This is a genomic window from Caulobacter sp. FWC26, assembly GCF_002742645.2.
In the GTDB taxonomy this organism is placed as follows: Bacteria; Pseudomonadota; Alphaproteobacteria; order Caulobacterales; family Caulobacteraceae; genus Caulobacter.
Genome location: NZ_CP033875.1, coordinates 277,069 through 303,136, shown reverse-complemented (window position 1 = coordinate 303,136; position 26,068 = coordinate 277,069). Strand labels below are relative to the sequence as shown.

Genomic DNA, 26,068 nt, shown 5'->3' with positions numbered 1-26,068 from the left:
TGATCGTTGTGAACGCTATAGACCTCTCGACGGTGCGCCGCCAAGGGGTTCCACGATACGAGGCGTCGTCACCGCAGCGACTTGGCCTTTCTTACCCTCGTCGACCGCCGGGAAGAAAGTGTAGCTGAGGGTGATCTCAGGCTTTCCCTTCGTCTCGGGGTCGTCCGCATATTGGGGATCCACGAAGTAGACGACCGGGAATTCCACGGTCTGCCCAGGCTGGATCGTCTGGCTGGTGAAGCAGAAGCATTCGAGCTTCTGGAAGTACGGGCCGGCCTGCTCGGGCACCACGTTGTAGAGCGCGCGGCCGGTGATCGGCTTGTCGGACGGGTTGGTGACCTTGAAGAAGGCCAGGCCCGTGTCGCCGATGCGGATGTCCTGCTTGGGCTGCAGCGCCTGGAACTTCCAGGGCAGCTCGCGGATGTTGGCGTCGAAACGGACCGTGATCTTGCGATCCAGGATTCGCGAGGGGGCTGCTTCAGCTTTCCGGACAGTGCCGTCGAAGCCGGTGACCTGGCAGAACAGCTTGTAGAGCGGCACGGCGGCATAGGCCGCGCCAATCATGCCGACGAAGGTCGCCACGCAGATCATCGCAACCTTCTTGTTGCGACGGGCGACCTGCTGCTGCGGGGTGAGATCGTCTTTAGACGTGGGGGTGTGCGACATTTCCGCCTAGCCTCACGAGGGTGACAACGAACACGAGCACGACGAAAGCGACGAGGCCCAGGGCAAGGGCTAGGTTGCGCCCGTCGCGGGCCTTCTTGGCGGCCTGTCGCGCCGCGTCGGTTTCGACCGGTTGATTCACTTCAGGAGCTCCAGGGGATGCACGCCGGTCACGGCCTCGCCCAGCAGGGCCGCGAACAGGGCGAAAAGATAGAGGATCGAGAAGGCGAACAGATTGCGCGCCGCCTTGGCGCCGGCGGCCTTTTCGTCCTCCGTCACGTCATAGAGGGCGCGATCGGCCGCGCGGGGATCGGCGGCGTCGCCGGCCTTGCTGGCGAACACCCGCCAGGCCAGCAGCAGAAAGACGATTCCGCCCAGACCGGCGACGGCCAGATAGATCGGACCGCCCAGGCCCGTCAGCACCGGCGACAGGCAGATCGGGATCAGGAGCAGGCTGTAGAGCAGGATCTGCTTGCGCGTCTCACGCGCGCCCTTCACGACCGGCAGCATCGGCACGCCGGCCTTGGCGTAGTCGGTGGTCACGTACAGCGACAGCGCCCAGAAGTGCGGCGGCGTCCAGAAAAAGATGATGGCGACCATCAGCCAGGCGTTCAGCGGCGCAGAACCGGTGGCGGCCGCCCAGCCGATCGCAGGCGGCAGGGCGCCGGCGAGGCCGCCGATGACGATGTTCTGCGCCGTCCAGCGCTTGAGCCACATGGTATAGACGACGGCGTAGAAGACGATGGTGAAGGCCAGCAGGCCGGCGGCCAGCCAGTTCACTGCAAAGCCCAGGAACATCACCGACAGCAGCGACAGGACCACGCCCAGCGAGGCGGCCTCCTCGCCCTTGACCTTGCCGGCTGGCACCGGGCGGCCGCGCGTGCGGCGCATCTTCTGATCGATATCGGCGTCGTACCACATGTTCAGCGCGCCCGAGGCGCCCGCGCCCACGGCGATGCACAGCACGGCGATGGCGGCGAGGACGGGATGGATCGGCGCGCGCGCGGCCAGCAGCCCGGTCAGGCCGGTGAAGACCACCAGCGACATGACGCGCGGCTTCATCAGCTGGAAATAGTCCTGCCAACGGGCGGTTTCGGACGAATCCCGGATCGGGTTCATCTCGGCGCTGTCAGACGTCATGGCGGCTGTCTTTGACATCGATCCAAAACATACAGGTCTTGAACAGGAGAGGGGCGCGGCCCGGACCCTTAAGGATCCCGCCCGCGCCCCCCTTTTTTAGGTCCGGTTCCGGACGACGCTCACCTTAGTGGTGGTCGTCGGCCTTGATCACCGGCGGTTCGCTGAACTGGTGGAACGGCGGCGGCGAGGACAGGGTCCATTCCAGCGTGGTGGCGCCTTCGCCCCACGGGTTGGCCTCGGCCTTGCGGCGACGGATCGCCGCTTCGATCAGGACCAGCATGAACACGCCCACGGCGACAACGGTGATCATGTAGCCGACCGACGACACGTAGTTCCACAGCGTGAAGGCGTCCGGATAGTCGACATAGCGACGCGGCATGCCTTGCAGGCCCAGGAAGTGCTGCGGGAAGAAGATCAGGTTCACGCCGACGAACATGATCCAGAAGTGCAGCGCGCCGAGGAACTCGTTGTACTTCACGCCCCACATCTTCTCGAACCAGTAGTAGAAGCCCGCGAAGATGGCGAACACGGCGCCCAGCGACAGCACGTAGTGGAAGTGCGCCACCACGTAGTAGGTGTCGTGCAGGCTGTAGTCGATGCCGGCGTTCGACAGGACGACGCCGGTGACGCCGCCGACCGTGAACAGGAAGATGAAGCCGATCGCCCACAGCATGGGCGTCTTGAAACTGATCGAGCCGCCCCACATCGTGGCGATCCAGCTGAAGATCTTCACGCCGGTCGGGACGGCGATGATCATCGTTGCGGCCACGAAGTAGGCGCGCAGGTTGATGCTCATGCCGACCGTGTACATGTGGTGCGCCCACACGACGAAGCCGACGAAGCCGATGGCGACCATCGCGTAGGCCATCGCCAGGTAGCCGAAGACCGGCTTCTTGGAGAAGGTCGAGACGATGTGGCTGATGATGCCGAACCCGGGCAGGATCAGGATGTACACTTCCGGGTGACCGAAGAACCAGAACAGGTGCTGGAACATGACGGGGTCGCCGCCAGCGGCCGGGTCGAAGAAGTGGGTGCCGAAGTTACGGTCGGTCAGCAGCATGGTGATGGCGCCGGCCAGGACGGGCAGCGACAGCAGCAGCAGGAAGGCGGTGATCAGCACCGACCAGGCGAACAGCGGCATGCGGTGCAGGGTCATGCCCGGCGCGCGCATGTTGAAGATCGTGGTGATGAAGTTGATCGCGCCCAGGATCGACGAGGCGCCGGCCAGGTGGAGCGACAGGATCGCCAGGTCCATGGCCGGACCCTTGTGACCGATGGTCGACAGGGGCGGATAGATCGTCCAACCGCCACCGAAGCCGTGGCCCGGACCGCCGTCGACGAACATCGACAGGACCAGCAGGACCCAGGCGGCGACCAGCAGCCAGAACGAGATGTTGTTCATCCGCGGGAAGGCCATGTCCGGCGCGCCGATCATGATCGGAACGAACCAGTTGCCGAACCCGCCGATCATCGCCGGCATGACCATGAAGAAGATCATGATCAGGGCGTGGGCGGTGACGACGGCGTTATAGCCGTGCTTGCCCTTGAAGATGCCCATCTGGGCCAGCATGCCGGTGTCGGAGAACACCTGAATGCCCGGCTCCATGAGCTCCCAGCGGATCAGGCCCGAGAGAGCGCCGCCAACGATGCCCGCCATGATGGCGAACAGGATGTACAGCGTGCCGATGTCCTTGTGGTTCGTCGAGAAGAACCAGCGCGCGATGAACGGCGGCTTGTGGTCGTCGTCGTGGGCGTGGTCGTGAGTGTCTGCGGCGGAAGCCATCTGACGTCTATCCTACGATCGTATTCTTAGGCCGCCGGCGCGGCGGGAGCCGCGGCCGGAGCGGAAGCGGGAGCGGCCGGAGCCGAGGCGGGGGTCGCGGCGGCGTCAGCCGGGGCGGCCGCGGGCGCGGGCGGGGCGGTCTTGGACTTCACCCACGCGTCGAACTCGGCTTGGGTCACGACCTTGATCTCGATCGGCATGTTGGCGTGGTCGACGCCGCACAGCTCCGAGCATTGGCCGTAGAACACGCCGGTGCGCTCGGCCTTGAACCAGGTTTCGTTCAGGCGGCCCGGGATGGCGTCGGTCTTCAGACCGAAGGCCGGCAGGGCGAAGGCGTGGATCACGTCGGCGCCGGTGACCTGCACGCGGACGACCTGGTTCACCGGGACGACCATCGCATTGTCGGCGGCCAGCAGGTACGGAACCTTCTTGGCGTCGGCCTGCTCCTTGGTCAGCGGCAGCGAGATGATCTCGCTGATCTTCTGATCCGGGTACTCGTAGCCCCAGTACCACTGATAGCCCGTGGCCTTCACGGTCAGGGCCGGCTTGGGCATGTCGTTGTAGTGGAACAGCAGACGGAACGAGAAGATGGCGATGACCATCAGGATCAGGACCGGCACAACCGTCCAGATCACTTCGATCGTGGTGTTGTGGCTGAACTTGGCCGGGACCGGGTTCGCCTTCTTGTTGTAGCGAACGATGATCCAGACCAGCAGGCCCAGCACCAGCAGAGTGATGGCCGTGATGATCGGCATCAGCACCAGGTTGTGGAACTGGATCGCGTGGTGCTTCAGCTCCGACGCGGCCGGCTGGAGGTCGATGGCCCCCGGCGTCGGCTGACCCATCAGATCTTCAGCGAGCGTATGGCCCGCGAACATCATCGCAGCGGCGAGGGCGGACGCGCCCGTCATGATCCGCCGAATCCCCGAAAATTGCGCCTTCATATCCCTCACGGCCCGTTTCGGCGGCGATTTGAGCCTGATCAAGGCCCACGCCGCGCCGACATGCACATTACGACTCTCGATAAGATGCCGCGCAATCGACTTTGCTCAAAATGAGTCGCGCGTCGACGCCCAGCCCCTCCGATTGTCGGTCCGGAGGCTGCATACGCGCATCGCCAGCCCTTGCCAAGCGCCAGAGCCCACGCGCTGAGCATGGGATTGGCCGCTTATCCCCGCCGCGAGGGGGTCCAGTCGCGAATCCCTCTCAGAAACCCCCGAATCCGGCGTCCGGATCATTACGTATCGTTCATAGATAGGTACCTTGCGATACTCAGTACCTGGCGGTAGAAGAGAGCATCAACGGAGGCAAGGACGCCGTGCCGGAAACAATTGAAATCCAACTGAAGAAAGGCGTGCTGGCGCTCTGTGTGCTGGCCCTGCTCTCGCACGCCGACAGCTACGCCTACGAGATCGCCAGCAGGCTCACGAAGGACATCGATATGGGGGAAGGGACGATCTATCCGCTGATGCGCCGCATGCAGTCGGATGGCCTGGTCGAGACCTATCTGGTGGAAAGCCAGAGCGGCCCGCCGCGCAAATACTACCGCCTCACCGCCGCCGGGCGTCAAAGCCTGGAGCAGCAGAAGGCCGAATGGACCGCGTTCGCCAATGCGGTGAACGACATCGTGGGGGCCGCCGCATGACCCGCGCCGAGTTCATCACCCGTCTGCGCCGCGGCCTGTCGGGCCTGCCGGCCACCACGATCGCCGACATCGTCGCCGATCACGAGGCCCACTTCGCCGACGCCCAAGCCGCCGGCCGCACCGAGGCCGAGGTCGCCGCCGCGCTAGGCGATCCCGACCGCCTGGCCCGCGAGCTGCGCGCCGAGGCCGGTCTGAAGCAGTGGGAGGAAAAGAAGAGCCCGTCCAACGCCATGGCCGCAATCATCGCCCTGATCGGCCTGGGGGCCATCGACGTGATGTTCCTCCTGCCCCTGCTGATGGGCGTGCTGGCTACGCTGTTCGGCTTCCTCGTGGCCGTGGTGACGTTGTTCGTCTCGGGCGGCTTTGTCTTCGCCATGGGGCCGCTGTCGGCGCCTCCGGGCGGCCCCCTGACCGCCCTCCTGGCCGGCGTGGCCCTGATGGCCGGCGCAACCTTCCTGGGCTCGCTGCTGACTATCGCCACGGTTGGCCTGTTCAACGCGGTGGTCTGGTACGGCCGTCTGCACTTCCGGCTGCTGAAGCCGGCCATCAACAATCAAGGCTGAGGGGGCCGTCATGATCCGTAATGCGCTCATTATAGGCGGGGCCAGCTTCGTACTGATGCTCGGCAGCGTCGCCGGCGTCGCCGCCCTGGCCGGCCCCGTAATCATGAAAGACGGCTGGACCATTCCGTTCGAAACCCACAAAGAAGGCCGGAGCCAAAGCCGCCATCTGGGCTTAGCCGGCAATAGACCTTCACCGACCGTCTCGCGGCAACTGCCCTGGACCGGCGATTCTCTGATTGTCGATCTGCCGATCGACGTCACCTACGTCCAGGGCCCCGTCGCCCGCATCGAGGTCAGCGGCCCTGCAGCGATCCTAGATCGCCTGCGGGTCGATAAAGGCCGGATCAGCCTGGCGGACGGAGATAGCGACCTTTACGCCGACAGCTTGACCATCGACCGCAATGGCATCCGCGTTCACAGCGACGCCGACCGGACGCGGATCATCGTCACCGCACCGAACGTTCGTCATTTCAAGCTGGATGGGTCCGGTGATCTGGAGATTCGGGACTTCGACCAGCCGGCCCTAGATCTCGCGATCAATGGCAGTGGAGATATCACCGCAGAGGGCAAGGTCGCGGCCCTGTCCCTGGCCGCGAACGGATCGGGCGAAGCCCAGTTGGAAGACCTGGCCGTCATGAACGCCGACCTGATGATCGCGGGGAGCGGCAACGCCGTGGTGACAGCGAAAAACGTCGTGACGATCGCGCTTTCAGGCAGTGGCGATGTAAGCCTTCAAGCGCAGCCGAGCAGTCTCACCGCAAGCACCAGCGGCTCGGGCAAAGTGCAGCACGACTACCAATAAGACCGCGACAAAAGGGGCGGGGTGACGGACGCGCTCGGAAGGCCTACCTGTAGGTCCATGAACGCTCCGATCCCCGCCTCTTCCCTTTCGATCCTCGACGCCGCCGGTGTCGATCCCGACCGCGCCCGCTCGATCCTGGGCGAGGCCCTGACCGGCGCCGACGACGGCGAACTGTTCCTCGAACGCTCCGAGAGCGAGGCCTTCGTCTTCGACGACGGACGCCTCAAGAGCGCCTCCTACGATTCGGGCGAGGGTTTCGGCCTGCGCGTGGTGGCCGGCGAGACGGCCGGCTACGCCCACGCCGCCGAGATCAGCGAGGCGGCCATCCGCCGCGCGGCCGACAGCGCCAGCCTCGCCAAGCGCGGCCACGCCGGGGTGTCGGCGGAAGGTCCGCGCGCCACCAACGAAAAGCTCTATGGCGAGGACAATCCGGTCAGCGCGCCGGACTTCTCCGACAAGGTCGCCCTCCTCCAGGAAATCGACGCCTTCGCCCGCGCCCGCGATCCGCGCGTCGTGCAGGTCATGGCCTCGATGGCCGGCGAGCGCCGGGTCGTCGAGATCCTGCGCGCCGACGGCCGGTTGATCCGCGACGTCCGCCCGCTGGTGCGGGTCAATGTCCAGGTCACCGTCGAGAAGGACGGCCGTCGCGAGAGCGGCTCGTCCGGCGCCGGCGGCCGCGCCGGTTTCGCCGCCTGGATCAGCCCCGACAAGTGGCAGGACCAGGTCGACGAGGCCCTGCGCATGGCGCTGGTCAACCTCGACGCCGTCGCCTGCCCCGCCGGCGAGATGGACGTGGTGCTGGGTCCGGGCTGGAACGGCGTGCTGCTGCACGAGGCCGTCGGCCACGGCCTGGAAGGCGACTTCAACCGCAAGGGCATCAGCGCCTTCTCCGGTCGCATCGGCGAGCGCGTGGCCGCCCCCGGCGTCACCGTCTTCGACGACGGCTCTATCCCCGGCCGCCGCGGCTCGCTGACCGTCGACGACGAAGGCACGCCCACCGAGCGCACCATCCTGATCGAGGACGGCATTCTCGTCGGCTACATGCACGACCGGATGAGCGCGCGCCTGATGGGCATGAAGGCCACCGGCAACGGCCGCCGTCAGTCCTACGCCCACATGCCGATGCCGCGCATGACCAACACCGGCATGCTGGCGGGTGACCATGATCCGCAAGAGATGATCGCCTCGCTGAAGCGCGGTCTCTACTGCGCCAATTTCGGCGGCGGCCAGGTCGACATCACCAACGGCAAGTTTGTCTTCCAATGCACCGAGGCCTACCTCGTCGAGGACGGCAAGATCACCGCCCCGGTCAAGGGCGCGACGCTGATCGGCGACGGCCCCAGCGCCCTCACCCGCGTGACGATGATCGGCAACGACTTCGACTTCGACCCCGGCATCGGCGTCTGCGGCAAGTCCGGCCAAGGCGTTCCCGTGGGCGTGGGCCAGCCGTCGCTGAAGATCACCGGCCTGACCGTCGGCGGGACGGCGGTTTAGGGCGCTTCTGCGCCCTACAGCCGCCGCTCCAGATAGGTCACGGTCTTCTTGCCGCCTTGGATCTCGGCCGTCCCCACCGGAACGAAGCCAAGCGCGGCGTGGAAGGCGTCCGACGCGGGATTGGGCGGGTCGGAATTGACCTCGCAGACGATCCGCTCGTGCCCGGCGCTCCTGGCCGCCGCGAAGAGGTCGTCGTACAGCGCCTTCGCCAGCCCCCGGCCCCGTGCGCTGTCGGCGACGACGACGCGGTCGACATAGACGAACCTCGGATAGCGCGCGCGAAACCACAGGAAGTTGGGGCTGTCGTAATCGGCGTCCTGGTCGAAAGTCAGCAGCAGGGCGTCGGCCGCGCCGACACGCCGCGCCAGGAACGCCTGCCCGACCAGATGCGCCAATCGTTCAGGCTCGAGCCACGACAATTCGATGGCATGGGCGTTGTTCAGCGCCAGCAGGGCCGCGCCGTCGGGCGCCGCGAGATCGGCGATCGCCAGGGGTGTCGAAACTCGCCTCACGGCCTCTCCTGCACATCGGGTTCAGAGCGAGCCGCCGCCGCTCCGCGCCACCTTGCAAAGGTTTAATCCACCTGTCGGGCTTGTAACTTTCCTCGCGCCGGCCCGAGAGGCACGGTCGAGGTCAGGGCGAATGAGCCGAGATCGTTCGGGTTGGGAGCGGAAGCGGTCCCCACGGTTTGAGCCACCGCGAGGACCGTCCCACCCGAAGGTGAGGCGTGGCCCCCTCCACGCCTCCGCGAAGGGCCCCGGATCCTCGCCGGGGCCCTTCTTTCCTTAGGCTGTCTTCGCGCGGTCGACGTCGTCGGCGCCATGCGACCACTTCTTGAGGACCGGCGAAAGCAGCAGGAAGCCGATCCCGATCACCACCGACACCAGGCCGATGACGTTGAAGACCTTCAACGATGCAGCGAGGGCCGCGCCGGGATCGAGCACCTGACCGCCGACCGTCTCGGTCGCCGCCAGGCCCGCGATCTTGCCGCCGACCCACTGGGCGATGGCCACAGCCATGAACCAGACGGCCATCATGAACGACACCACCGAGGCGGGCGACAGCTTGGTCATCTGCGACAGGCCGACCGGCGACATGCACAGCTCGCCGGTGGTGTGCAGCATGTACATCAGCACCAGGAAAATCAGCGGCAGCTTGAAGGCGCCGTCCGCGAAGGTGGAGCCCCACTGCAGCAGCAGGAAGCCGGCGCCGACCTGGATCAGAGCCAGGCCGAACTTGATGACCGGGTTCGGGTCCTTGCCGCGCGCCCCGAGGAAGGTCCAGATCGCCGCGAACACGGGCGCGAAGATCAGGATCCAGCCGGCGTTCAGCGCCTGGGTCTGCGGGGCGTTGAAGCTGGTGTTCACCCAGAAGGTCGATGCCGCATCGATGCCCGCCTTGGCCAGTTGCTCGGGCGTCGCCAGCGTCACCGCGCCGCCGAACAGGCGGACGGGCTCGCGGACGAGGTCCAGCTGAACATTGGTGGCGGCGAACAGGCTCAGCGACGAACCGGCCTGCTCGAACAGGGTCCAGAACACCACCGCGCCGAAGATCAGGAACACCGCCAGCGCGAGGCGCTCGCGCTCTTCCTTGGCGCACTTGGTGAACATGAACCAGCCGATATAGGCCAGCGAAGCCAGGATGCCGATGTTCAGGGCGACGCCGACGATGGCGTTGAACTGCACCAGGAAGAAGATCCCGACCAGGCCCACCAGCGAAAGGGCGTAGATGGCCAGTTCGCGATTGATCGGGCCGGCGACCTTTTCCTTCAGCACCTTGGGCTCCGGCGGCTCGGCCTTGCCGTCCAGCCAGGGCTTGCCCAGCACGAAGACGATGAAGCCGGCCAGCATGCCGACGCCGGCCAGGCCAAAGCCCGCCCACCAGCCGACATTGACGCCCAACAGACCACACAGGATCGAGGCCCAGAACGAGCCCAGATTGATGCCGTAGTAGTAGAGGGTAAAGCCTGGATCGCGACGCGGGTCGCCCTGCGGATAGAGCTGGCCGACGATGGTCGAGATGTTCGGCTTCAGGAAGCCGACGCCCAGGATGATCAGCGACAGCGAGAACCAGAAGATGTTCAGGTACAGCGGGTCGCGACCGGTCACGTCCAGCTTGTAGTCCGCCTTGGGCAGCACGGCCGGCAGCGGCGCATTGGCGGGCAGACCCTTGATCTCGAAATCGCCGACCTTGGTGGCGGCGACCTCATAGGCCTTGCCGTCGACCACCAGCTTGGCCTCGCGATTCTGGCCCCGGCCCTCGGCCTGGAATTCGTAGGTCGCCCCCTGATAGGTCAGGGTCTGGACAGCCGGCTTGCCCTCGATCGCCATGGCCAGGTGGCCGGCGACCAGCAGCACGGCGCCGAACGCGACGGCCTTGCGGGTGCCCAGCCACTTGTCGGCCAGGAAGCCGCCGATCAGCGGCACCAGATAAACCAGCGCGGTGTAGGACCCGTAGTGGCCCGACGCAGCCTTGGGATCGAACAGGAAATGCTGGGTCAGATAGAAGATCAGGATGGCGCGCATGCCGTAGTAGGAGAAGCGCTCCCACATCTCGGCCAGGAAACAGATGATCAGGCCGCGCGGATGGCCTTTCAGCAATTGGACAAGGACCGGGATGCCGGTCACGAGCGTGACCAGAATACCCACGGCGATAACGATGTTCATACGCTAGCCTTGAATCGTAACGAGAGGCGGGAACGGACCCCCCATGGTCAAATCATCCCCGCCGGCCCCAATTTGGCGGCGAGAAGACCACGCGTGAGACCGTTTCACAAGCAACGGCTTGCGTGGGGGCCGTCAGGGCCTTTCGAAGCGGGAAGCTTGGCCGCTGTCTCGTGCGTTAAGGGCGCATACCGAAAACCGAACGCGAGCCCCCGATCATGACGACCCTGGACGAAAGTCACCCCATCGCCCTCACCCGCGCGCCCGGCGTGGTCCGGGTGCTCTTCGAGGGCCACGAGATCGCCGACAGCGATGACGCCCTGATCCTTCAGGAAGCTCACTACCCGCCGGTCTATTATTTCCCGCGCGACGACGTGCGAATGGCGTTCCTGCGGCCGACCGACAAGAGCACGCACTGTCCGTACAAGGGCCAGGCCACCTATTTCACGATCTATCGAGATCGCCAGATCATCGAGGATGCGGTGTGGTCCTATGAGGCCCCGCCCCCGCCCTGATCCAGATCGCCGGACGCCTGGCCTTCTACCCTGAGCACGTCGAGTTTCAGCTCGGCGACCTTACGCCGGCCCAGACCCAGGCCTTGGATGTTGGCGAGGTGATCCGGCACACTGACAGCGGGTCCGGAACCAGCCAGGCTGAACACTGGCCCCCGAATGTCGCCTCGCCGGATCCCGACCGCGAGGAACGCGAGGTCGACCAACCGTACCGGGATATCGGCGCGCCTTAGGGGCCGCCTAGTACGCGCAGTCGGTGAACACGCGGTCGATGTCGCCGCCCCAGGCGCCGTTGTACAGCGACAGCAACTTCTCGGCCGGGGTGATCCCGCTCTCGGCGATCTGTTCCAGTTCGCCCAGATAGATCGTCTCGTCGAGGAAGCCGCCGTTCAGCAGGGCGCGGTTCTTCAGACCCGATCTCGCGATGGCCACGAAGTCCTTGGCGACATCCTGGGCCGTGCGACCCGCGACCTTGGCCTTGAGGCCGAGCTTGGGCACATCGCGGCGCAGGCCTTCGCGGTCCTCGATCGTCCAGTCCTTGCAAAGGTCCCAGGCCGCCGCGAGCGCAGCGTCATCGTAGAAGACGCCGGTCCACAAGGCGGGCAGGGCGCAGAGGCGGCTCCACGGCCCGGCGTCGGCGCCGCGCATCTCCAGATAGGTCTTCAGCCGCACTTCGGGGAAAGCCGTCGTGGTATGGTCGGCGAAGTCCTTCATCGTGGCGATCTCGCCCGGCAACTCGGGCAGCTTGCCTTCGATGAAATCGCGGAAGGACCGGCCGGCCACGTCGATGTACTTGTCGCCGCGCTTGACGAAATACATCGGCACGTCCAGCGCGTAGCGGGCGTAGCGCTCGAAATCGAAGCCGTCCTCGAACACGAAGTCCAGCAGGCCCGTGCGGTTCGGATCGGTGTCGGTCCACACATTGGCGCGGGCGGAGAGGAAGCCGTTGGGCTTGCCTTCCGTGAACGGAGAGTTGGCGAACAGGGCCGTGGCGATCGGTTGCAGCGCCAGACTCATCCGGAACTTGGCGACCATGTCGGCTTCGCTGGAGAAGTCGAGATTGGCCTGCACCGTGCAGGTGCGCAGCATCATGTCGAGACCCAGATTACCGACCTTGGGCATGTAGTTGCGCATGATCACGTAACGCCCCTTGGGCATCACGGGGACCTCGGCGCGGGTCCACTTCGGCGAGAAGCCCAGACCGGTGAAGCCCAGGCCCAGTTCGTCGGCGACGGTCTTGACCTCGTCCAGGTGCTGGCCGGTCTCCTCGCAGATCTCGTGCATGGTCGAGAGCGGCGCGCCCGAAAGCTCGAACTGACCGCCCGGCTCGAGGCTGACATTGGCCCCGTTTCGCTCCAGGCCAATGATGACCTCGCCTTCCATGACCGGCGTCCAGCCGAAGCGCTGCAGGCCGGTCAGCAGGGCGTGGACGCCCTTGTCGCCCTCGTAGGGAACCGGCTCGTGCGAGCCCAGATAGAAGCCGAACTTCTCGTGCTCGGCCCCTACGCGGAAGGCCTCCTTGGGCTTGCAGCCCTTGGCGAAGTACGCGGTCAGATCGTCGAGCGTCAGTTGACGCTCCTGGACGCTAGCGGTGTCGGCCATGCGAGCCGTCCCTCCCCAGGGTTTGCGGTGCTGCGGGAGGAGAGGGCCCATGCTCTCCGCCGACGGCGATACTACTCGGTCACGCCCAGTTGGGCGTTTTCTTTGCGAACCTCAAGGGGCGACCTTGAGCTTATCTGCGTCCTAGCGCCAATCCCCGGCGGCGGCCTGCCACAGGGTCATGGCCGAAATGGCCGCCGTGTCGGCGCGCAGGATGCGTGGCCCAAGCGACACCGGCGTGACGAAGGAAAGCCCGCGCAGACGCTCGCGCTCCTCTGGCGCAAAGCCGCCTTCGGGTCCGATCAGAATGGCGGCCGGATCACCGGTTCCCGCCAAGGCCTCGATCATCGGCCGCGCGTCGCCGCCCTCGTCGCAGAACACCAGGCGACGCGCCGGATCCCAGCTGTCGAGAATCTTGTCCAATTTCTCGGGGTCGGCGACCTCGGGCACGTCCAGGCGACCAGTCTGCTCGGCGGCCTCCATGGCGATGGCGTCCAGGCGACCCAGCTTGACGAAATCGACATTCGTCCGCCGGGTGATCGTCAGGCGCACCCGGCGCGCGCCCAGCTCGGCGGCCTTTTCGACGATCGTCTCGACGCGGCCGCGCTTGACCATGGCGACGATCAGATCAAGGTCGGGACCCAGCGCCATCGGCCGCGTCTGTTCCTCGGCCTTCAGCAGGCAACCGCGCTTGGTGGCCTCGACGATGGTGGCGCGCCACTCGCCGTCGCGGCCGTTGAACAGCAGAAGTTCCGCGCCGATGGACAAGCGCATCACCGAAGTCAGATAGCGCGACTGGTCGACGGTCGGGACGACGCCCGCGCCAGCGGACAGATCGTTGGGAACGAAGAGACGGATCATGGCGTCCTTCTAGCCTAACCAGCACGCTCGGGGGTAGGCTCGCCAGATGAGCAAGTCCGAAGACTATGAAACCGAACTCGTCCAGCTGCAGCTGGCGCTGATCGCCTTGCAGAAAAAGGCGATCGAGACCGGCGACAAGATCCTGGTCGTGTTCGAAGGGCGCGACGCCGCCGGCAAGGACGGCGTGATCGCCCGGATCACCGAGCACCTTTCGCGACGGGCCACCACCGTCGTGGCCCTTCCCAAGCCCACCGACCGAGAACGCAGCGAATGGTACTTCCAGCGTTATGTCGACTGGCTGCCCGCCTGCGGCGAGACGGTGCTGTTCAATCGCTCCTGGTACAACCGCGCCGGCGTTGAACGGGTGATGGGGTTCTCGACGCCGCAGCAGCAGGAGCAGTTCCTGCGCGACGTGCCGGCCTTCGAGCGGATGCTGGTCGAGAACGGGCTGCGCTATGTGAAGTTCTGGCTGGACATCAGCCGCGACGAGCAGGCCAAGCGCCTGAAGGCCCGTCGCGAAGACCCGTTGAAGGCCTTCAAGACCAGCGATCTCGACAAGGTCGCCGAGGAGAAGTGGGACGACTACACCGCCGCCCGCGACGACATGCTGATGCGAACCCACAGCGATGTCGCGCCCTGGATCTGCGTCCGCGCCGACCACAAGAAGGCCGCGCGGCTGAACGTCATCCGCTGGCTGCTGCATGCGGCGGGCGACAAGAAGGTCGTGAAGGGCGTGGCCAAGCCCGATCCGGACGTGATCTTCCCGTTCGAGCCGGCGGCGCTGGAGGACGGAAGACTGGCGCGGTAGCGCCCCCTCCGTCACGTCGCCTATCGGCGCCGCGCCACCTCCCCCGCGATGCGGGTGAGGAAGAAGCGGCATCCTCCTGCCCCGCTTGCGGGGGAGGTGGCGCGCGGCGCAGCCGCGTGACGGAGGGGGCGTCTAAGCCTTCCTCTTCCTAGCCTTCCGCTCGGCCACGACCTGCGCGTTCCGCACCACACAATGGCGGACAATGTCCGCGACCAACGCCGGCGGCAGCGGCGCTTCCGGCTGGAAGCGGATCGTGCCCTTGGCGGTCTCGAAGCCGGCCAGACGCTCGGCGAACACGTCCATCACCGCGCCGGGATAGAAGGCGCAGTGCTTGGCCGCCGCGCCGAAGTGGACGAGATTGCCGTTCAGCTTGAAGGTCGGCAGGCCATAGCTGATCGCCTCGATCGCCTCTGGGGCCGCCGCCCGGATCTGGCTGCGGAGGGTCTCCAACGCCGCCCGCCGGTCGGCGGGCAGCTTGGCCAGATAGTCGTCAACGGACGCGGCGGGCGGCTTCATCATCGGATGGTCCTCGATCGATTGAGCAAAGGACGTTCCAGAAGCGCCCCCGCCGACACCACGCCTCGACTATTTCGCGCCGTACAGCGCCATGACGTCCTTGCGGAACGCCGCGCCGCTGTCCGGACGGCTGTAGAACATGTGGCCGCCGGCATAGTTGGACAGGGTCACGCGGCCATTGGCCGTGGCCGGCATGGCGTCGACGATCAGGCGCGAGGCGAAGAACGGGCACGACAGGTCGTTGTAGCCGTGGACGATCAGCACCTTCAGCTTGGGATCGACCGAGACGATCTTGCGAAGGTCAGAGACCGACTCCGTATCGGGGCCGCGACCGCGATCCCAGTTGCGGTTCACCACGTCGGATAGCGCATCGTAGCGGCCTTCCGGCTTCCAGCCGACCACGCGGGTGGTGAAGTCGACGACGGCGCTGGTCGTCGGCGCAATGATCGCGTCGAGGATCGGATCGTTGACCTCCTGCTCGGGCGCGTTGGGGAAAGGATCCAGCGAGGTGACGTTGCTGTCATAGCGGCTGCCGAGGCGCCCCTTGTCGCGGAACACTTCGCGCAGGAACGATTGGGTCTCCAGACGACCGCCCGCGCGGCGGACATAGGCCGGATCAAGCCCCGTCATCGCCGAGACCTTGGTCGTCAGGCGGTCCAGCGCGGCGGGATCGGAGCCCTTCATCAGGTCGACCATGTATTCGCCGCGCGTGTAGTCCTCGACGGCCTTGATGCTCTCGGGCGTCAGCTTGCCGTCGCGCTCCAGCTTGGCCGCCGCGATCGACGGCAGGGTCCACATGGCCGGGAGCGGCGAGATTTCCTGCGAGACGCGGCCGGCGCTGGTCAGCAGCGGGGACACCAGCACGACGCCCTTCACCGCCACGCCAAGATCCGTCTGCAGCGTGTAGGCCAACCGCGGCCCGCGGAAGCCGCATAGCTTTCGCCGACCAGGTACTTGGGCGAGGTCAGGCGATCGGTCTTGACCAGGTAGTCGAAGACGATCCGCGACAGGTAGTCGATGTCCTGCTTGACCCCATAGAAGCGCTTCTTGGTCTCTTCCTCATTGACCAGCGACCGCGAGAAGCCGGTGCCGACCGGATCGATGAACACCAGGTCGGTGAAATCCAGCCACGAGGCCGGGTTGTCATCCAGCTTGCTGAAGTCAGAAGGGCTGTCGCCCTCGGCGCCGAACTGCACCCGCTTGGGGCCCAGGGCGAAGTTCAGATAGACGCTGGCCGCGCCAGGACCGCCGTTGAAAGCGAAGGTGATCGGACGCTTGGGGTCGCGTGGCCCGTCCAGAGTGTAGGCGGTATAGACCACCTCGGCGATCTTCTTGCCCTTCTCGTCGCGCACGGGAAGGGCGCCGACCGTGGCGGTGTAGGCCAGAGTCTTGCCGGCCAGCACCGTGGTCTGCTTGACCGACTTCTCGGCGGGAAACGCCGGCAGGTCCAAGCCCGACTTCTCGGCGGCGGGCTTGTCGCCCGCCTTGTCCTGCGCGAACGCGACCGGACCCGACAGCGCGGCGACGGCGACCAGGGCCAGCAAGCCCGCTCGGAAAGACTGTTTCATCGATACCCCTCCACTGAGGGCGAAATTGCTAGGCCAAGGCGCGCGGCTTCACAACCTTGCGCCAACGTGGTGGTGTGGCCGCGCACGGGAGGACCTTGTCATGGACGCCACGCGATCGCGCGACGCCGCTATTCTGCGCCTGGCCATCGGTCTGGCCCAGGGCGTGGCGCTCTTCCTGCTGCAAAAGGCCGACGAGTCGAAGGCCTGGCCCGCGACGCAGCCGATGCTGTACGCGCCGCTGCTGGTCTGCGTGCTGATGGTCCCGCTGCTGCCCCTGGCGGCGCTGTCGGCCATGCGTCGGCGGAACCTGCTGATCTGGAGCGCCGTGGCCACCGCCGTCACGGCGATCCTGGCCGTCCACGCCGCCTGGGTCGGGGCCGCGCCTGACCGGATCGGCGTCAGCCCGCTGTCGCCGCCGCTGTTCCTGGCGACGGCCGCCATGCTGTTCATCGCCCACCATCTGGTCCAGCCCGCCGACGCGGCCGGCAAGGCCGTCGCGCCCTATCCCGCCTATTTCGACCTGACCTGGACCAACGGCGTGCGGCTGGTGCTGTCCCTGGCCTTCACCGGCGCCTTCTGGCTGCTGCTGTTCCTGGCCGCCGCGCTGTTCAAGCTGATCGGGATCTCGGCCATCGGTAAGCTGATCGGGGAAACCGCCTTCGCCTTCCCGGCCACCGGCCTGATGTTCGCCGCCGCCGTCCACATGGCCGTACAGCTGACCGAGGCGCGCGCGGGCCTAGTGCGTGGCGCCCTGACCGTGGGCCTGACCCTGCTCACCTGGCTCTTGCCGCTGATGGTGCTGATCGGCGGCGGGTTCCTGGCCACCCTGCCCTTCACGGGTCTTGCGCCGCTGTGGGGCACCAAGGCCGCCACCGCCCTGCTGCTGGCCGCCGCCGCCGCCCTGATCCTGCTGATCAACGCCGCCTATCAGGACGGCGACGAGCCGCCTCACCTGATCCCCCGCCTCGCGGCGCGGATCGCGGGCCTGTTGCTGATCCCGATCGTGATCCTGGCCGGCTATGCGCTATGGCTGCGGATCGACCAGTATGGCCTGACGCCCGAGCGGGTGTTCGCTGGCGTCTTCCTGCTGGTCGCCATAGGCTTCACGATCGGCTACGCGCTCGCCGCCGTGAAGCCTGGCCCCTGGATGAAACCGCTGGAGCGGACCAATCCGCTGATGGCGGCGGTTTGCGTCCTGCTGTTGATCGCCCTCTTCACCCCGATCGCCGACCCGGCGCGACTGTCGGTGGCGAGCCAGGTCAAGCGCCTGGAGACCGGCAAGGTGGCTGCGGACAAGTTCGACTTCCAGTTCCTGCGGTTTGACGCGGGGCGCTATGGTCGTGACGCTCTGGACCGCCTCAAGACGGATCCCAACGGTGAGATCGCCAAGCGGGCCCGGGAAGCCGCCGCCAGCACGGAAAGGCGCGTCGCGGCGGAAGAGGCTCGGCCGAACTTCAAGGCTATGGCCGTCTATCCGGCGGGCAAGGCTTTGCCCCAGAGCTTCGTCACGCAGGACTGGTCCAAGCCCTCGGGCTCGAACTGCACCTTCACGGCCATGCAGTGCCCGGCGCTGGTCACCGACGTCGACGCCGACGGCAAGGACGAGGTCCTGCTGGCCGAGGGCGATCGCTTGAAGGTCTTCGCTGAAGGCGCGGATCAGACCTGGCGGCTCACCTCAGTGGCGACGGTGGGCTGCGAGAGCTACGACCTGGAGGCCTGGATGAAGGCCGGGCCGCCGAGCCTGAGCGAGCCCGTCGCGCGTCGCGATCTGATCCTGGACGGCCGACGCCTAGCGCTCCAGCCGGCCAGCAAGGATTGCGAGGTCAGCGTCAAACCACCCCCGCGCTGATCGCGTTCAGCCGGGCGTAGACCCCGCCCTTCGCCGTCAGTTCGGCGTGGCGGCCTTCCTCGACGACGCGGCCGCCCTGGAACACCAGGATCCGGTCGGCGCCGCGCACCGTCGACAGGCGGTGGGCGATGACGATCGTGGTGCGGCCTTCCATCAGCGCCTCGGCGGCGGCCTGGACGTGGCCTTCGGTCTCGACGTCCAGCGACGAGGTCGCCTCGTCCAAGACGAGGATCGGCGCGTCGGCCAGGAAGGCGCGGGCGATGGCCACCCGCTGGCGCTCGCCGCCCGACAGCTTGACGCCCCGCTCGCCGACCAGGGTATCGTAGCCCTTGGGCAGGCGCAGAATGAACTCGTGGGCGCGGGCCTTGATGGCGGCGTCCTCGACCTCCTCGCGGGTGGCGTCCGGCTTGCCGTAGGCGATGTTCTCAAACAGCGTCCGGTGGAACAGCGCCGGGTCCTGCGGCACCACCGCGATGGCGCGGCGCAGGCTGGCCTGCTTCACCTTCGAGACGTCCTGGCCGTCGATGACCACCGCCCCGTCCTGCAGGTCATGCAGACGCTGGATCAGCTTGACGAAGGTCGATTTGCCTGAGCCCGTCGGCCCGACCAGCGCCACCCGCTCGCCGGGGGCGATCTTCAGGCTGAACCGGTCGTACAGCGGCGCGCCGGCCGCCTTGTAGCGGAAGGTCACGTCCCTGAATTCGATCGCGCCAGGTCCCGGCTGGAAGTCGGGCGCGTTCGGATCGTCGGCGATCTGCGGCGCAAGGCGGGTCCAGGCCGCGACGTCCTCGGTATCGTCCAGGCCCTTTTGCAGCATGCGGATGTTCTCGCCGAGATTGCGCAGATAGCCGCTCATCAGCATGAAGGCGGTGATGGCGAAGGCGACGTCGCCAGGCGTGGCCGTACCCTGCGCCCAGCCCCAGACCATGGCCCCGGTCAGGCCGGCCTGCAGCACCACGAGCAGCAGGTTCTGGCCCAGCCACACGTCGGTGAAGCGGTTCCAGGTGATCATCACCGCGTCGCGCCACTGCGCCGTGACCTTGGCCAGACGCTCGGCCTCGCGCGTCTCGGCGCCGAAGCTCTTCACCGTCGGGTTGGAGGTCACCGCATCGGCCAGGGCCCCACCGATCTTGGAGTCCAGCGCGTTGGACTTCAGGTTGCTGGGCCGCACATAGCGCTCGGTAATGACGAGGTTCACCGTCAGGTAGGCCGCCACCACGACCAGCGAGATCACGCCCGCCAGCGGCTGCCGCACCAGCATGGCGATGGAGAGACCGATCAGCACGATGACCCCCGGCCCCAGCCAGATGGTCACCGCGTCGGTGACACTGTCATAGCCCCACATGGCGCGGGTCAGCTTGCGCACGGTCGCGCCGGCGAAGCTGTCGGCGTGCCAGTCCGACGAGAACGCCTGCACCTTGGCGAAGCTCTCGTTGGTCATCTCCTCCATGTTCCGGGCCGCCAGCGGGATCCAGAACCGGTGAGCGATGTTGCGCACCACCGCGAAGGCGAAATAGACGCCGACAAAGATCGCCAGCGCCGACCACGCTTGCGCATCGCCGCGCGGCTTGGTGGCGACCGTGTCCACGAGGTGGCCAGAGGCGTAGGGCAGCGCCAGGTCAAAGGCCACGGCCACCAGGGTCAGGCCGACGCCCAGGCCAAACAGCACCGGCCGCCGCTTCCAGAACCGGGCGACGAAGCCCAGCACCTGGCGATTGGACAGCGCGCGCTTCCGGGCGCCGGTCTCGTCTTCGTCCTCGAGCATATCGGTCATGGCGCGGGAGATAGGGCTTTCCCGGCCGCTCGTCAGCCCCGCCCACGCTTTCGCCCGCCGCCGAACGGCCGCCAGCGCAGGAACCAGCGGATCGCGGGCCCCACCACCGGCGCGCGCAGCATGGGGCGCACGGCGTGGGGACGGGTCTTCAGGAAGCACAGCACCGCGCCGATCCAGAAGACCGTGGTCGGCATGCCCGGCACCACCGCGCCGACCGCGCCGGTGGCCAGCAGCGCGCCGCCCAGACCATCCAGCACCCAGCGCTCAGCCCGGGTCAGGCTGCGGCGCGGTTTGCGGACGGGTTTGCGATCCATTCGCAGACGCTAGAGCGTTTGCGACGCGGCCGAAAGCCTCAGAACGCTTCCAGCGCCCTGCTGAAGCGGCGCGGCGAGGATCGGCTGAGCCTTTCGCGAATGCGCGGACCAAACTTGGTCGCCGCCGTGAGACGGCGGACCATGCCCTGGTCGCCCACGCGGCCGAACAGTTTGGCGGACAGCGTCCACAGCGCCGTCGTGACCGGATGCGGCAGAACAACGCCCGCGCCAACGCCGGCGACCAGAAGGCTCCAGCCCGAGAGGCGGATTGCGGCGGTGGTCATGGCGGTCTCCTGTCCTTTTGGTCAAAGACACATGGTCGCCACCGGAAAATAAATCCAACTGATCATTTTTCTCGTGTGGATCGATCTTCTCTATAGGACGAGCGCGCGGATTGCGGGTTAAGCCTCGCCGCATGAGCACCATCCTGCCCGACGCCACCGCCACCAACTGGGTCGACCGCCACGCGCCCGAGCGCCTGCGCTCCTGGCTGAAGCTGGGCCGCTTCGACCGGCCGGTCGGGATCTGGCTCCTGATGCTCCCCGGCTGGCAGGGCATCGCCCTGGCCGCCGCCGAGCAGGGCCGCTGGCCCAATCCGCTGCTGCTGCTGGCGGTCTTCGTCGGCGCGGCCCTGATGCGGGCGGCCGGCTGCGCCTTCAACGACATCGTCGACCGCGACTTCGACGCCCAGGTGGCCCGCACCGCCATGCGCCCGATCCCGGCGGGGCTGATCACCGTCAAGCAGGCCTGGCTGTTCGTCGTCGGCTGCTGCCTGGTCAGTTTCCTGATCCTGATTTGCCTGGGATGGACCGCGATTCTGCTGGGCGTGCTGTCGCTCGCCCTCGTGGCCGCCTATCCTTTCATGAAGCGGATCACCTGGTGGCCGCAGGCGTGGCTGGGCCTGACCTTCAACTGGGGCGCCCTTTTGGGCTACGCCGCCGCCACCGGCCACCTGTCGTGGTCCGCCGCCCTGCTCTACGCCTCGGGGATCTTCTGGACCCTGGGCTACGACACGATCTACGCCATCCAGGACATCGAGGACGACGCCCTGGCGGGGATCAAGTCCTCGACCCGTCGGCTTGGCCAGCACGTCCAGGCGGGCGTCGCCGGCTTCTATCTCGTGAGCTTTATCCTGCTGGTGTTGGCCGGCTGGGTCGGCGACATAGGACCGCTGTTCCTGCCGCTGGCGGCGCTGTTCGCCCTGCACCTGTCGCGCCAAGCCGCCGCCGTGCGCATCGAAGACGGTCCCGGCGCGCTGAAGCTCTTCAAGTCGAACGCGCTGGCGGGGTTGCTGGTGTTCGCAGGCCTGGCGGCCGGGCTGTGGAAGCCCGGGGTGAGCTTCTAGCCTCAAACCCCTTGTCATCCCGGCCAAGCGCGAAGCGCGCAGAGCCGGGACCCAGGGGCCGCCGCATTGCCGCTCGCCCCTGGGTCCCGGATAGCCTCTGCGAGGCTTCCGGGATGACACACCAAATGGCGTCTGGGGCGGCTCCAACTGGTGACGCAAGGTCACGCTGTCGAGCGCAGGCGGACTGTGCGATGATCGTTCCATGGCCGTCGCTCCACGCGTCAAACCGCAGGACCTGTTCACGTCCGAGGAATGGACGCGGATTTCCGCGCGCTCGTCCTGGCGGGGCGTCTGGATGGTGGCCCACGCCTGGGGCGTGATCATCGCCGCCGGGGCGCTGTTCGTGGCGTTCCCCAACCCGCTCACCTACGTCCTCGCCGTCATGTTGATCGGCGCGCGGCAGCTGGGCCTTGCGATCCTGATGCACGAGGCCGCGCACGGCGGGCTGCATCCCAAACTCAAGGTCAATGACTGGATCGGCGAGTGGCTGTGCGCCGCGCCGGTGGGCGCCTCGCTGGCCAGCTATCGCCCCTATCACCTCAGCCATCACAAATATGCCCAGCAGGCCGAGGATCCTGATCTGGTCCTGTCAGCGCCCTTCCCGACCACGCGGCGCTCGCTGCGCCGCAAGATGATCCGCGATCTGACCGGCCAGACCTTCTTCAAGCAGCGCTTCGGGCCTTTGCTCGGAAAGATGAAAGGCGATGCGCCCAAGGGCGCGATCTTCGCCGGCGAGATTGCGCGGCAAACGCCGTTCCTGCTGTGGAATCTCGGCATCCTGGTCGCGCTCTCGGCCATGGGCCTATGGTGGGCGTGGCTGGCGCTGTGGATCGTGCCCATGGCCACCTGGTTTCCGCTGGTCACGCGCCTGCGCAACATCGCTGAGCACGCCCTGGTGGCCAAGGACGAGCCCGACCCGTTCCGCCACGCCCGCACCACGAACGCCAACTGGATCGAGCGCGCCCTGATTGCGCCCTACTACGTCAACTTCCACGCCGAACATCACATGTTCATGCACACCCCTTGCTGGAACCTGCCGTTGGCGCACCGGGTGCTGGAGAAGAAGGGCCTGAACCAGGGCATGCTGACCGCGCCAGGGTATCTGAGCGTATTGAAGGCCGCATCGAGCAAACCGGCGGTCGCCGCCTGACGCGCGGCGTGCTCTAACCCCGCCCATGATCGTCCAGACCCTTGAGGGCCGCCGCGCCTTCATTCGCCAGAACACCCAGCTTCTGTCGCCGCCACATGCGCCCGAACTGGCGCTGCACCTGGCCGACGAGGTTACCCCGCTGTGGAAGTTGACCGAGGAGGCTCTCGAAGAGATCGGCCTGCCGCCGCCCTTCTGGGCCTTCGCCTGGGCCGGCGGTCAGGCCCTGGCGCGCTACATCCTCGACCATCCCCAAACCGTGGCCGGCAAGACCGTCTTCGACTTCGCCACGGGCTCGGGCCTGGTGGCCATCGCGGCGATGAAGGCCGGCGCCGCGAGCGTGCTGGCCAACGACATCGACGTCTTCTGCGAGGCGGCCGTCACCCTGAACGCCGAAGCCAACGGCGTCGCCGTCGCCTTCACCGAGGCCAATCTGCTTGGCGGTCCGCCGCCGGAAGCGCAGGTCCTGCTGGCCGGCGACATCTGCTACGAGAAGCCGATGGCCGAGGCGGTGATGGACTGGTTGCGGCGCGGCCGCGCCCAGGGCTCGACGGTGCTGATCGGCGATCCGGGCCGCACCTACTTCCGCAAGGACGACCTGGTGAAGCTAGCCGAGTACCAGGTTGAGACCACCCGCGAGCTAGAGGACATGGCCGTCAAGCGCACCAGCGTCTGGACTCTGCCCTGACGGCGAACTAGAACAATTCAGGAACAATCGGGTGGAGGCCACCATGCGCGAAGACGGCAAGATCGACTACATCGAGTGGCCCGGCGGCGATCTGCCGGCGACCAAGGCGTTCTATTCCGGCGCCTTCGGCTGGAGCTTCGCCGACTACGGTCCCGACTATGTCGCCTTTGAGGGCCAGGGGACCGATGGCGGTTTCGCCAGGCCGCAGGAAGGGTCCAGCGACCGGCCGCTGGTCATCCTCTACGCCCACGACCTGGAGGCGATGCTCGACAAGGTCACGGCTGCGGGCGGGGTTATCACCGCGCCGATCTTCAGCTTCCCGGGCGGGCGTCGCTTTCACTTCACCGACCCGTCGGGCAACGAGCTGGGCGTCTGGAGCGCGACGGGGGTCGAGTAGGCTCGCGCATGGTCAGCGGGGCTAAAAGCGCGGATGGAACCGGCGGGGGCTCCAGCCAAAGTCCCGCGCCGCGTCCGACGAATCGAAGGTCAGGTCCTGGCCCATGCGGGTCCCCATGGCCGTCGTGGCGCCGGGATAGAACGGCTTGGCCAGGCGCATGAGCAGGCCAAACAGCCAGGTCGGCATCGGCAGGGTGCGGGGCGTCTTGCCCAAGCCCTCGAACACGCGGTCGACCATCACGCGGTAGCTGACCGTCTCGCCGCCGACGAGGTTGTAGGTTCGATTCTGTGCGGCCGGCGCATGGGCAGCGGCCAGAGCCCCGGCGGCGAGGTCTTCGGCATGGACCGGCTGGCGCAGCCCCTCCCCTGCGCCCGACAGCGGCATCACATGAAAGCGCCGCACCAGCCGGGCGATGCGACTGACGTTCTCGTCGTGGCCCTCGTCATAGATCAGGGTGGGCCGCAGGATCGTCCAGGCGACCCCGTTGGCCGCGCACCAAGCCTCGATCGCCTGTTCCGCCTCGGCCAGCGCCGCCGCCACCGCGCGTTCGGCCGCGACCGGCGAGTCGGTCTTGGTGAACCGGCTGGTCGAAGAGAAGGCGATCAGACGCGCCATGCCGCGCGCCTCCAACGCCCGCAAGGCGGACGGCAGGAGCCAGATCGGCGACAGGGAGAACACCGTGGTGGCTACCGGCAGGCGCTCGGCGAGGTCCGGGTCCTTCAGGTCGCCGCCGACCCAGCAGGCGTCGCCCGGCGGCGGGCGGCGGCTGAAGGCGATCGGGTCGAGACCTTCCTCTTTCAGACGGGCCATCAGATGGCGCCCAATCAGGCTGGTCGCGCCCAGCACCAGCACCGGCGTCTTCAGGGTGTTCTCAGCGTCCATTCGCCACCTATAGTCCCGCGTGGGAGGGGTTGCCCATGACCTATGACGAGGTGCGCGCCTTTGCGTTCCGGCTGCCAGGCGTCGCGGATGGAACGGCCTATGGCCGGCCCTGCCTGAAGGCGCACGGCAAGTTCCTGACCCGCCTCTTCGAAGACGGCGAGAGCCTGGTCTGTCCGGCCGTGCCGTTCGACGAACGTGACATGCTGGTCGAGGCCGAGCCCGACGTCTTCCACTTCACCGACCACTTCCGGAATTATCCTTACATCCTGGTCCGCCTGGCGGGCGCCCATCCCGGCACGGTCGAGCGGCTGGTGATGCGCCAGTGGCGCGCCACCGCGCCCAAGACGGTGCTCAAGGCCTGGGACGAAACCCACCCGACGGAGACTCCATGAAAGGCCCGCTCGCCCTTTGGCGCATCCTGATCGCGCTGATCGCCTGCCTTGGCCCCACCCTGCAGTACGGGCTGATGGTCTATGACGAGACCCTGGTGTCGGCGGCGGTGAAGTCGGTCGAGTTCTTCAGCTACTTCACGATCCTGACGAACATGCTCGCTGCGGCCGCCCTGACCGCACCCCTGGCCGCGCCGCGCAGCGCCTTCGCCGCCTGGGCCGAGCGCAGCGGGCCGCGCGCGGCGATCGCGACCTATCTGGCGATCACCGCGGTCGTCTATCACACCATGCTGGCGTGGCAGTGGGACCCGCAGGGGCTGCGCAAGGTCTCCGACACGATCCTGCACACGATCACCCCGATCGCCTTCCTGCTGGACGTGGCCATGCGCGGCGGCCAGGGCCCCACGCGCTGGATCGTGGCGGCCAAGGCCATGGCCTTCCCGGCCCTCTTCGGGGTCTGGACCCTGGTCCACGGCGCGCTGACAAACTGGTATCCGTACCCGTTCATGAACGTCGCCAAGCGCGGCTACCCCAAGGTGCTGCTGACCATGGTGGAGATGAGCGTGGCCTTCGCGTTGGTCGCCTTGATCTTCATCGCCCTGCTGCGCGTTCGAACCCGGTTGGCGCCCAGCGCCGCAGCGCCCATATCCGCCTGACGTTCTTTCC

At 67.0% G+C, this 26,068-nt stretch carries 27 protein-coding genes and 3 pseudogenes; 13 read left to right on the top strand and 17 right to left on the bottom strand.

Annotation, left to right across the window (positions count from 1 at the left end):
• Positions 1–15: 15 nt before the first annotated feature.
• From CSW63_RS03090 to coxB, 5 genes are all read right to left on the bottom strand, one after another.
• A complete protein-coding gene (locus CSW63_RS03090; RefSeq protein ID WP_062094985.1) occupies positions 16–666 on the bottom strand; it encodes a cytochrome c oxidase assembly protein in 651 nt (216 codons plus the stop codon).
• Positions 644–805, bottom strand: coding sequence for a hypothetical protein (locus CSW63_RS03085; RefSeq protein WP_062094983.1), 162 nt, complete (start codon positions 803–805; stop codon positions 644–646). The genes CSW63_RS03090 and CSW63_RS03085 overlap by 23 nt, the downstream gene beginning before the upstream one ends.
• On the bottom strand, positions 802–1,821 hold the full coding sequence (locus CSW63_RS03080) for a heme o synthase (protein ID WP_062094982.1): 1,020 nt from the start codon (positions 1,819–1,821) through the stop codon (positions 802–804). The genes CSW63_RS03085 and CSW63_RS03080 overlap by 4 nt, the downstream gene beginning before the upstream one ends.
• A gap of 106 nt (positions 1,822–1,927) precedes the next feature.
• Positions 1,928–3,586 carry a cytochrome c oxidase subunit I gene (gene ctaD / locus CSW63_RS03075; protein WP_062094980.1) on the bottom strand — a complete coding sequence of 553 codons (1,659 nt, stop codon included), beginning with the start codon at positions 3,584–3,586 and terminating at the stop codon, positions 1,928–1,930.
• A gap of 26 nt (positions 3,587–3,612) precedes the next feature.
• Positions 3,613–4,530, bottom strand: coding sequence for a cytochrome c oxidase subunit II (coxB, locus tag CSW63_RS03070; RefSeq protein ID WP_062094978.1), 918 nt, complete (start codon positions 4,528–4,530; stop codon positions 3,613–3,615).
• Between the two features lie 374 nt (positions 4,531–4,904).
• Between coxB and CSW63_RS03065 the strand changes: the two genes are divergently transcribed.
• From CSW63_RS03065 to tldD, 4 genes are read left to right on the top strand one after another with little or no spacing between them, the layout of a single operon-like run.
• A complete protein-coding gene (locus CSW63_RS03065; RefSeq protein WP_062094976.1) occupies positions 4,905–5,231 on the top strand; it encodes a PadR family transcriptional regulator in 327 nt (108 codons plus the stop codon).
• Positions 5,228–5,794 carry a DUF1700 domain-containing protein gene (locus CSW63_RS03060; protein WP_062094974.1) on the top strand — a complete coding sequence of 189 codons (567 nt, stop codon included), beginning with the start codon at positions 5,228–5,230 and terminating at the stop codon, positions 5,792–5,794. The genes CSW63_RS03065 and CSW63_RS03060 overlap by 4 nt, the downstream gene beginning before the upstream one ends.
• 10 nt (positions 5,795–5,804) lie before the next feature.
• Entirely contained in the window at positions 5,805–6,596 is a 792-nt protein-coding gene (locus tag CSW63_RS03055; RefSeq protein WP_082749406.1) for a GIN domain-containing protein, read from the top strand.
• A 57-nt stretch (positions 6,597–6,653) separates the two neighbouring features.
• Entirely contained in the window at positions 6,654–8,090 is a 1,437-nt protein-coding gene (tldD, locus tag CSW63_RS03050) for a metalloprotease TldD (RefSeq protein ID WP_062094970.1), read from the top strand.
• A 14-nt stretch (positions 8,091–8,104) separates the two neighbouring features.
• On the opposite strand, the gene CSW63_RS03045 is transcribed toward tldD, so the two are convergent.
• The 3 genes and pseudogenes from CSW63_RS03045 to CSW63_RS24075 all read right to left on the bottom strand — a co-directional run.
• The gene (locus tag CSW63_RS03045; RefSeq protein WP_062094968.1) at positions 8,105–8,602 is read right to left on the bottom strand and encodes a GNAT family N-acetyltransferase; all 498 of its coding nucleotides are present in this window, start codon (positions 8,600–8,602) and stop codon (positions 8,105–8,107) included.
• Between the two features lie 273 nt (positions 8,603–8,875).
• Positions 8,876–10,756, bottom strand: a complete 1,881-nt coding sequence (locus tag CSW63_RS03040) for a peptide MFS transporter (protein ID WP_062094966.1) — start codon at positions 10,754–10,756, stop codon at positions 8,876–8,878.
• 3 nt (positions 10,757–10,759) lie between these two features.
• Positions 10,760–10,886: pseudogene (locus CSW63_RS24075) on the bottom strand (hypothetical protein); the annotation flags it as partial.
• Between the two features lie 85 nt (positions 10,887–10,971).
• Between CSW63_RS24075 and CSW63_RS23635 the strand changes: the two are divergent.
• The gene (locus CSW63_RS23635) at positions 10,972–11,268 is read left to right on the top strand and encodes a DUF427 domain-containing protein (protein WP_246842042.1); all 297 of its coding nucleotides are present in this window, start codon (positions 10,972–10,974) and stop codon (positions 11,266–11,268) included.
• Between the two features lie 237 nt (positions 11,269–11,505).
• Here the strand turns inward: CSW63_RS23635 and CSW63_RS03030 are convergent, their stop codons facing one another.
• Together CSW63_RS03030 and CSW63_RS03025 are read right to left on the bottom strand one after the other, a co-directional pair.
• Positions 11,506–12,867 (bottom strand): glutamate--cysteine ligase, encoded by a 1,362-nt coding sequence (locus CSW63_RS03030; protein ID WP_062094962.1) that lies wholly within the window; start codon positions 12,865–12,867, stop codon positions 11,506–11,508.
• Between the two features lie 141 nt (positions 12,868–13,008).
• Positions 13,009–13,725 (bottom strand): 16S rRNA (uracil(1498)-N(3))-methyltransferase, encoded by a 717-nt coding sequence (locus CSW63_RS03025; RefSeq protein ID WP_062094960.1) that lies wholly within the window; start codon positions 13,723–13,725, stop codon positions 13,009–13,011.
• Positions 13,726–13,771: 46 nt separating this feature from the next.
• Here CSW63_RS03025 and ppk2 point away from each other — a divergent pair, with 46 nt between their 5' ends.
• Entirely contained in the window at positions 13,772–14,533 is a 762-nt protein-coding gene (gene ppk2, locus CSW63_RS03020) for a polyphosphate kinase 2 (protein WP_062094958.1), read from the top strand.
• A 20-nt stretch (positions 14,534–14,553) separates the two neighbouring features.
• On the opposite strand, the pseudogene CSW63_RS24070 reads toward ppk2, so the two are convergent.
• From CSW63_RS24070 to CSW63_RS03010, 3 genes and pseudogenes are all read right to left on the bottom strand, one after another.
• A pseudogene (locus tag CSW63_RS24070) lies at positions 14,554–14,666 on the bottom strand (hypothetical protein); the annotation flags it as partial.
• Positions 14,666–15,052 carry an iron chaperone gene (locus CSW63_RS03015; protein ID WP_062094955.1) on the bottom strand — a complete coding sequence of 129 codons (387 nt, stop codon included), beginning with the start codon at positions 15,050–15,052 and terminating at the stop codon, positions 14,666–14,668. The gene CSW63_RS03015 and the pseudogene CSW63_RS24070, both read right to left, overlap by 1 nt.
• A 66-nt stretch (positions 15,053–15,118) precedes the next feature.
• Positions 15,119–16,617 (bottom strand): annotated as a pseudogene (locus tag CSW63_RS03010) (S10 family peptidase).
• Positions 16,618–16,717: 100 nt separating this feature from the next.
• On the opposite strand from CSW63_RS03010, the gene CSW63_RS03005 reads away from it, so the two are divergent.
• Complete coding sequence (locus tag CSW63_RS03005) at positions 16,718–18,466, top strand: DUF4153 domain-containing protein (protein ID WP_062094952.1); 1,749 nt, start codon at positions 16,718–16,720, stop codon at positions 18,464–18,466.
• On the opposite strand, the gene CSW63_RS03000 is transcribed toward CSW63_RS03005, so the two are convergent.
• Genes CSW63_RS03000 through CSW63_RS02990 form a run of 3 tightly spaced genes read right to left on the bottom strand, consistent with a single transcriptional unit; the run spans position 18,447 to position 20,838 of the window.
• Positions 18,447–20,240, bottom strand: a complete 1,794-nt coding sequence (locus tag CSW63_RS03000) for an ABC transporter ATP-binding protein (protein WP_062094946.1) — start codon at positions 20,238–20,240, stop codon at positions 18,447–18,449. The genes CSW63_RS03005 and CSW63_RS03000 overlap by 20 nt on opposite strands.
• Before the next feature lie 32 nt (positions 20,241–20,272).
• Positions 20,273–20,554, bottom strand: coding sequence for a DUF454 family protein (locus CSW63_RS02995; RefSeq protein WP_062094944.1), 282 nt, complete (start codon positions 20,552–20,554; stop codon positions 20,273–20,275).
• Positions 20,555–20,592: 38 nt separating this feature from the next.
• Positions 20,593–20,838 carry a hypothetical protein gene (locus tag CSW63_RS02990; RefSeq protein WP_062094942.1) on the bottom strand — a complete coding sequence of 82 codons (246 nt, stop codon included), beginning with the start codon at positions 20,836–20,838 and terminating at the stop codon, positions 20,593–20,595.
• A gap of 131 nt (positions 20,839–20,969) precedes the next feature.
• Between CSW63_RS02990 and ubiA the strand changes: the two genes are divergently transcribed.
• The 4 genes from ubiA to CSW63_RS02970 all read left to right on the top strand — a co-directional run bounded on the left by ubiA (position 20,970) and on the right by CSW63_RS02970 (position 24,131).
• The gene (gene ubiA, locus CSW63_RS02985) at positions 20,970–21,899 is read left to right on the top strand and encodes a 4-hydroxybenzoate octaprenyltransferase (RefSeq protein WP_062094940.1); all 930 of its coding nucleotides are present in this window, start codon (positions 20,970–20,972) and stop codon (positions 21,897–21,899) included.
• Positions 21,900–22,101: 202 nt separating this feature from the next.
• Positions 22,102–23,049 (top strand): fatty acid desaturase family protein, encoded by a 948-nt coding sequence (locus CSW63_RS02980; protein ID WP_062094938.1) that lies wholly within the window; start codon positions 22,102–22,104, stop codon positions 23,047–23,049.
• Between the two features lie 25 nt (positions 23,050–23,074).
• Positions 23,075–23,734: a methyltransferase gene (locus tag CSW63_RS02975; RefSeq protein ID WP_062094936.1), complete on the top strand. Its 660-nt coding sequence runs from the start codon at positions 23,075–23,077 to the stop codon at positions 23,732–23,734.
• Positions 23,735–23,777: 43 nt separating this feature from the next.
• Entirely contained in the window at positions 23,778–24,131 is a 354-nt protein-coding gene (locus CSW63_RS02970; protein ID WP_062095006.1) for a VOC family protein, read from the top strand.
• Positions 24,132–24,152: 21 nt separating this feature from the next.
• Here the strand turns inward: CSW63_RS02970 and CSW63_RS02965 are convergent, their stop codons facing one another.
• On the bottom strand, positions 24,153–25,013 hold the full coding sequence (locus CSW63_RS02965) for an NAD(P)-dependent oxidoreductase (RefSeq protein ID WP_062094934.1): 861 nt from the start codon (positions 25,011–25,013) through the stop codon (positions 24,153–24,155).
• A 29-nt stretch (positions 25,014–25,042) separates the two neighbouring features.
• On the opposite strand from CSW63_RS02965, the gene CSW63_RS02960 reads away from it, so the two are divergent.
• Together CSW63_RS02960 and CSW63_RS02955 are read left to right on the top strand one after the other, a co-directional pair.
• Positions 25,043–25,405 (top strand): MmcQ/YjbR family DNA-binding protein, encoded by a 363-nt coding sequence (locus CSW63_RS02960; RefSeq protein WP_062094932.1) that lies wholly within the window; start codon positions 25,043–25,045, stop codon positions 25,403–25,405.
• Complete coding sequence (locus CSW63_RS02955; RefSeq protein WP_062094930.1) at positions 25,402–26,058, top strand: Pr6Pr family membrane protein; 657 nt, start codon at positions 25,402–25,404, stop codon at positions 26,056–26,058. The genes CSW63_RS02960 and CSW63_RS02955 overlap by 4 nt, the downstream gene beginning before the upstream one ends.
• Positions 26,059–26,068: the final 10 nt, after the last annotated feature.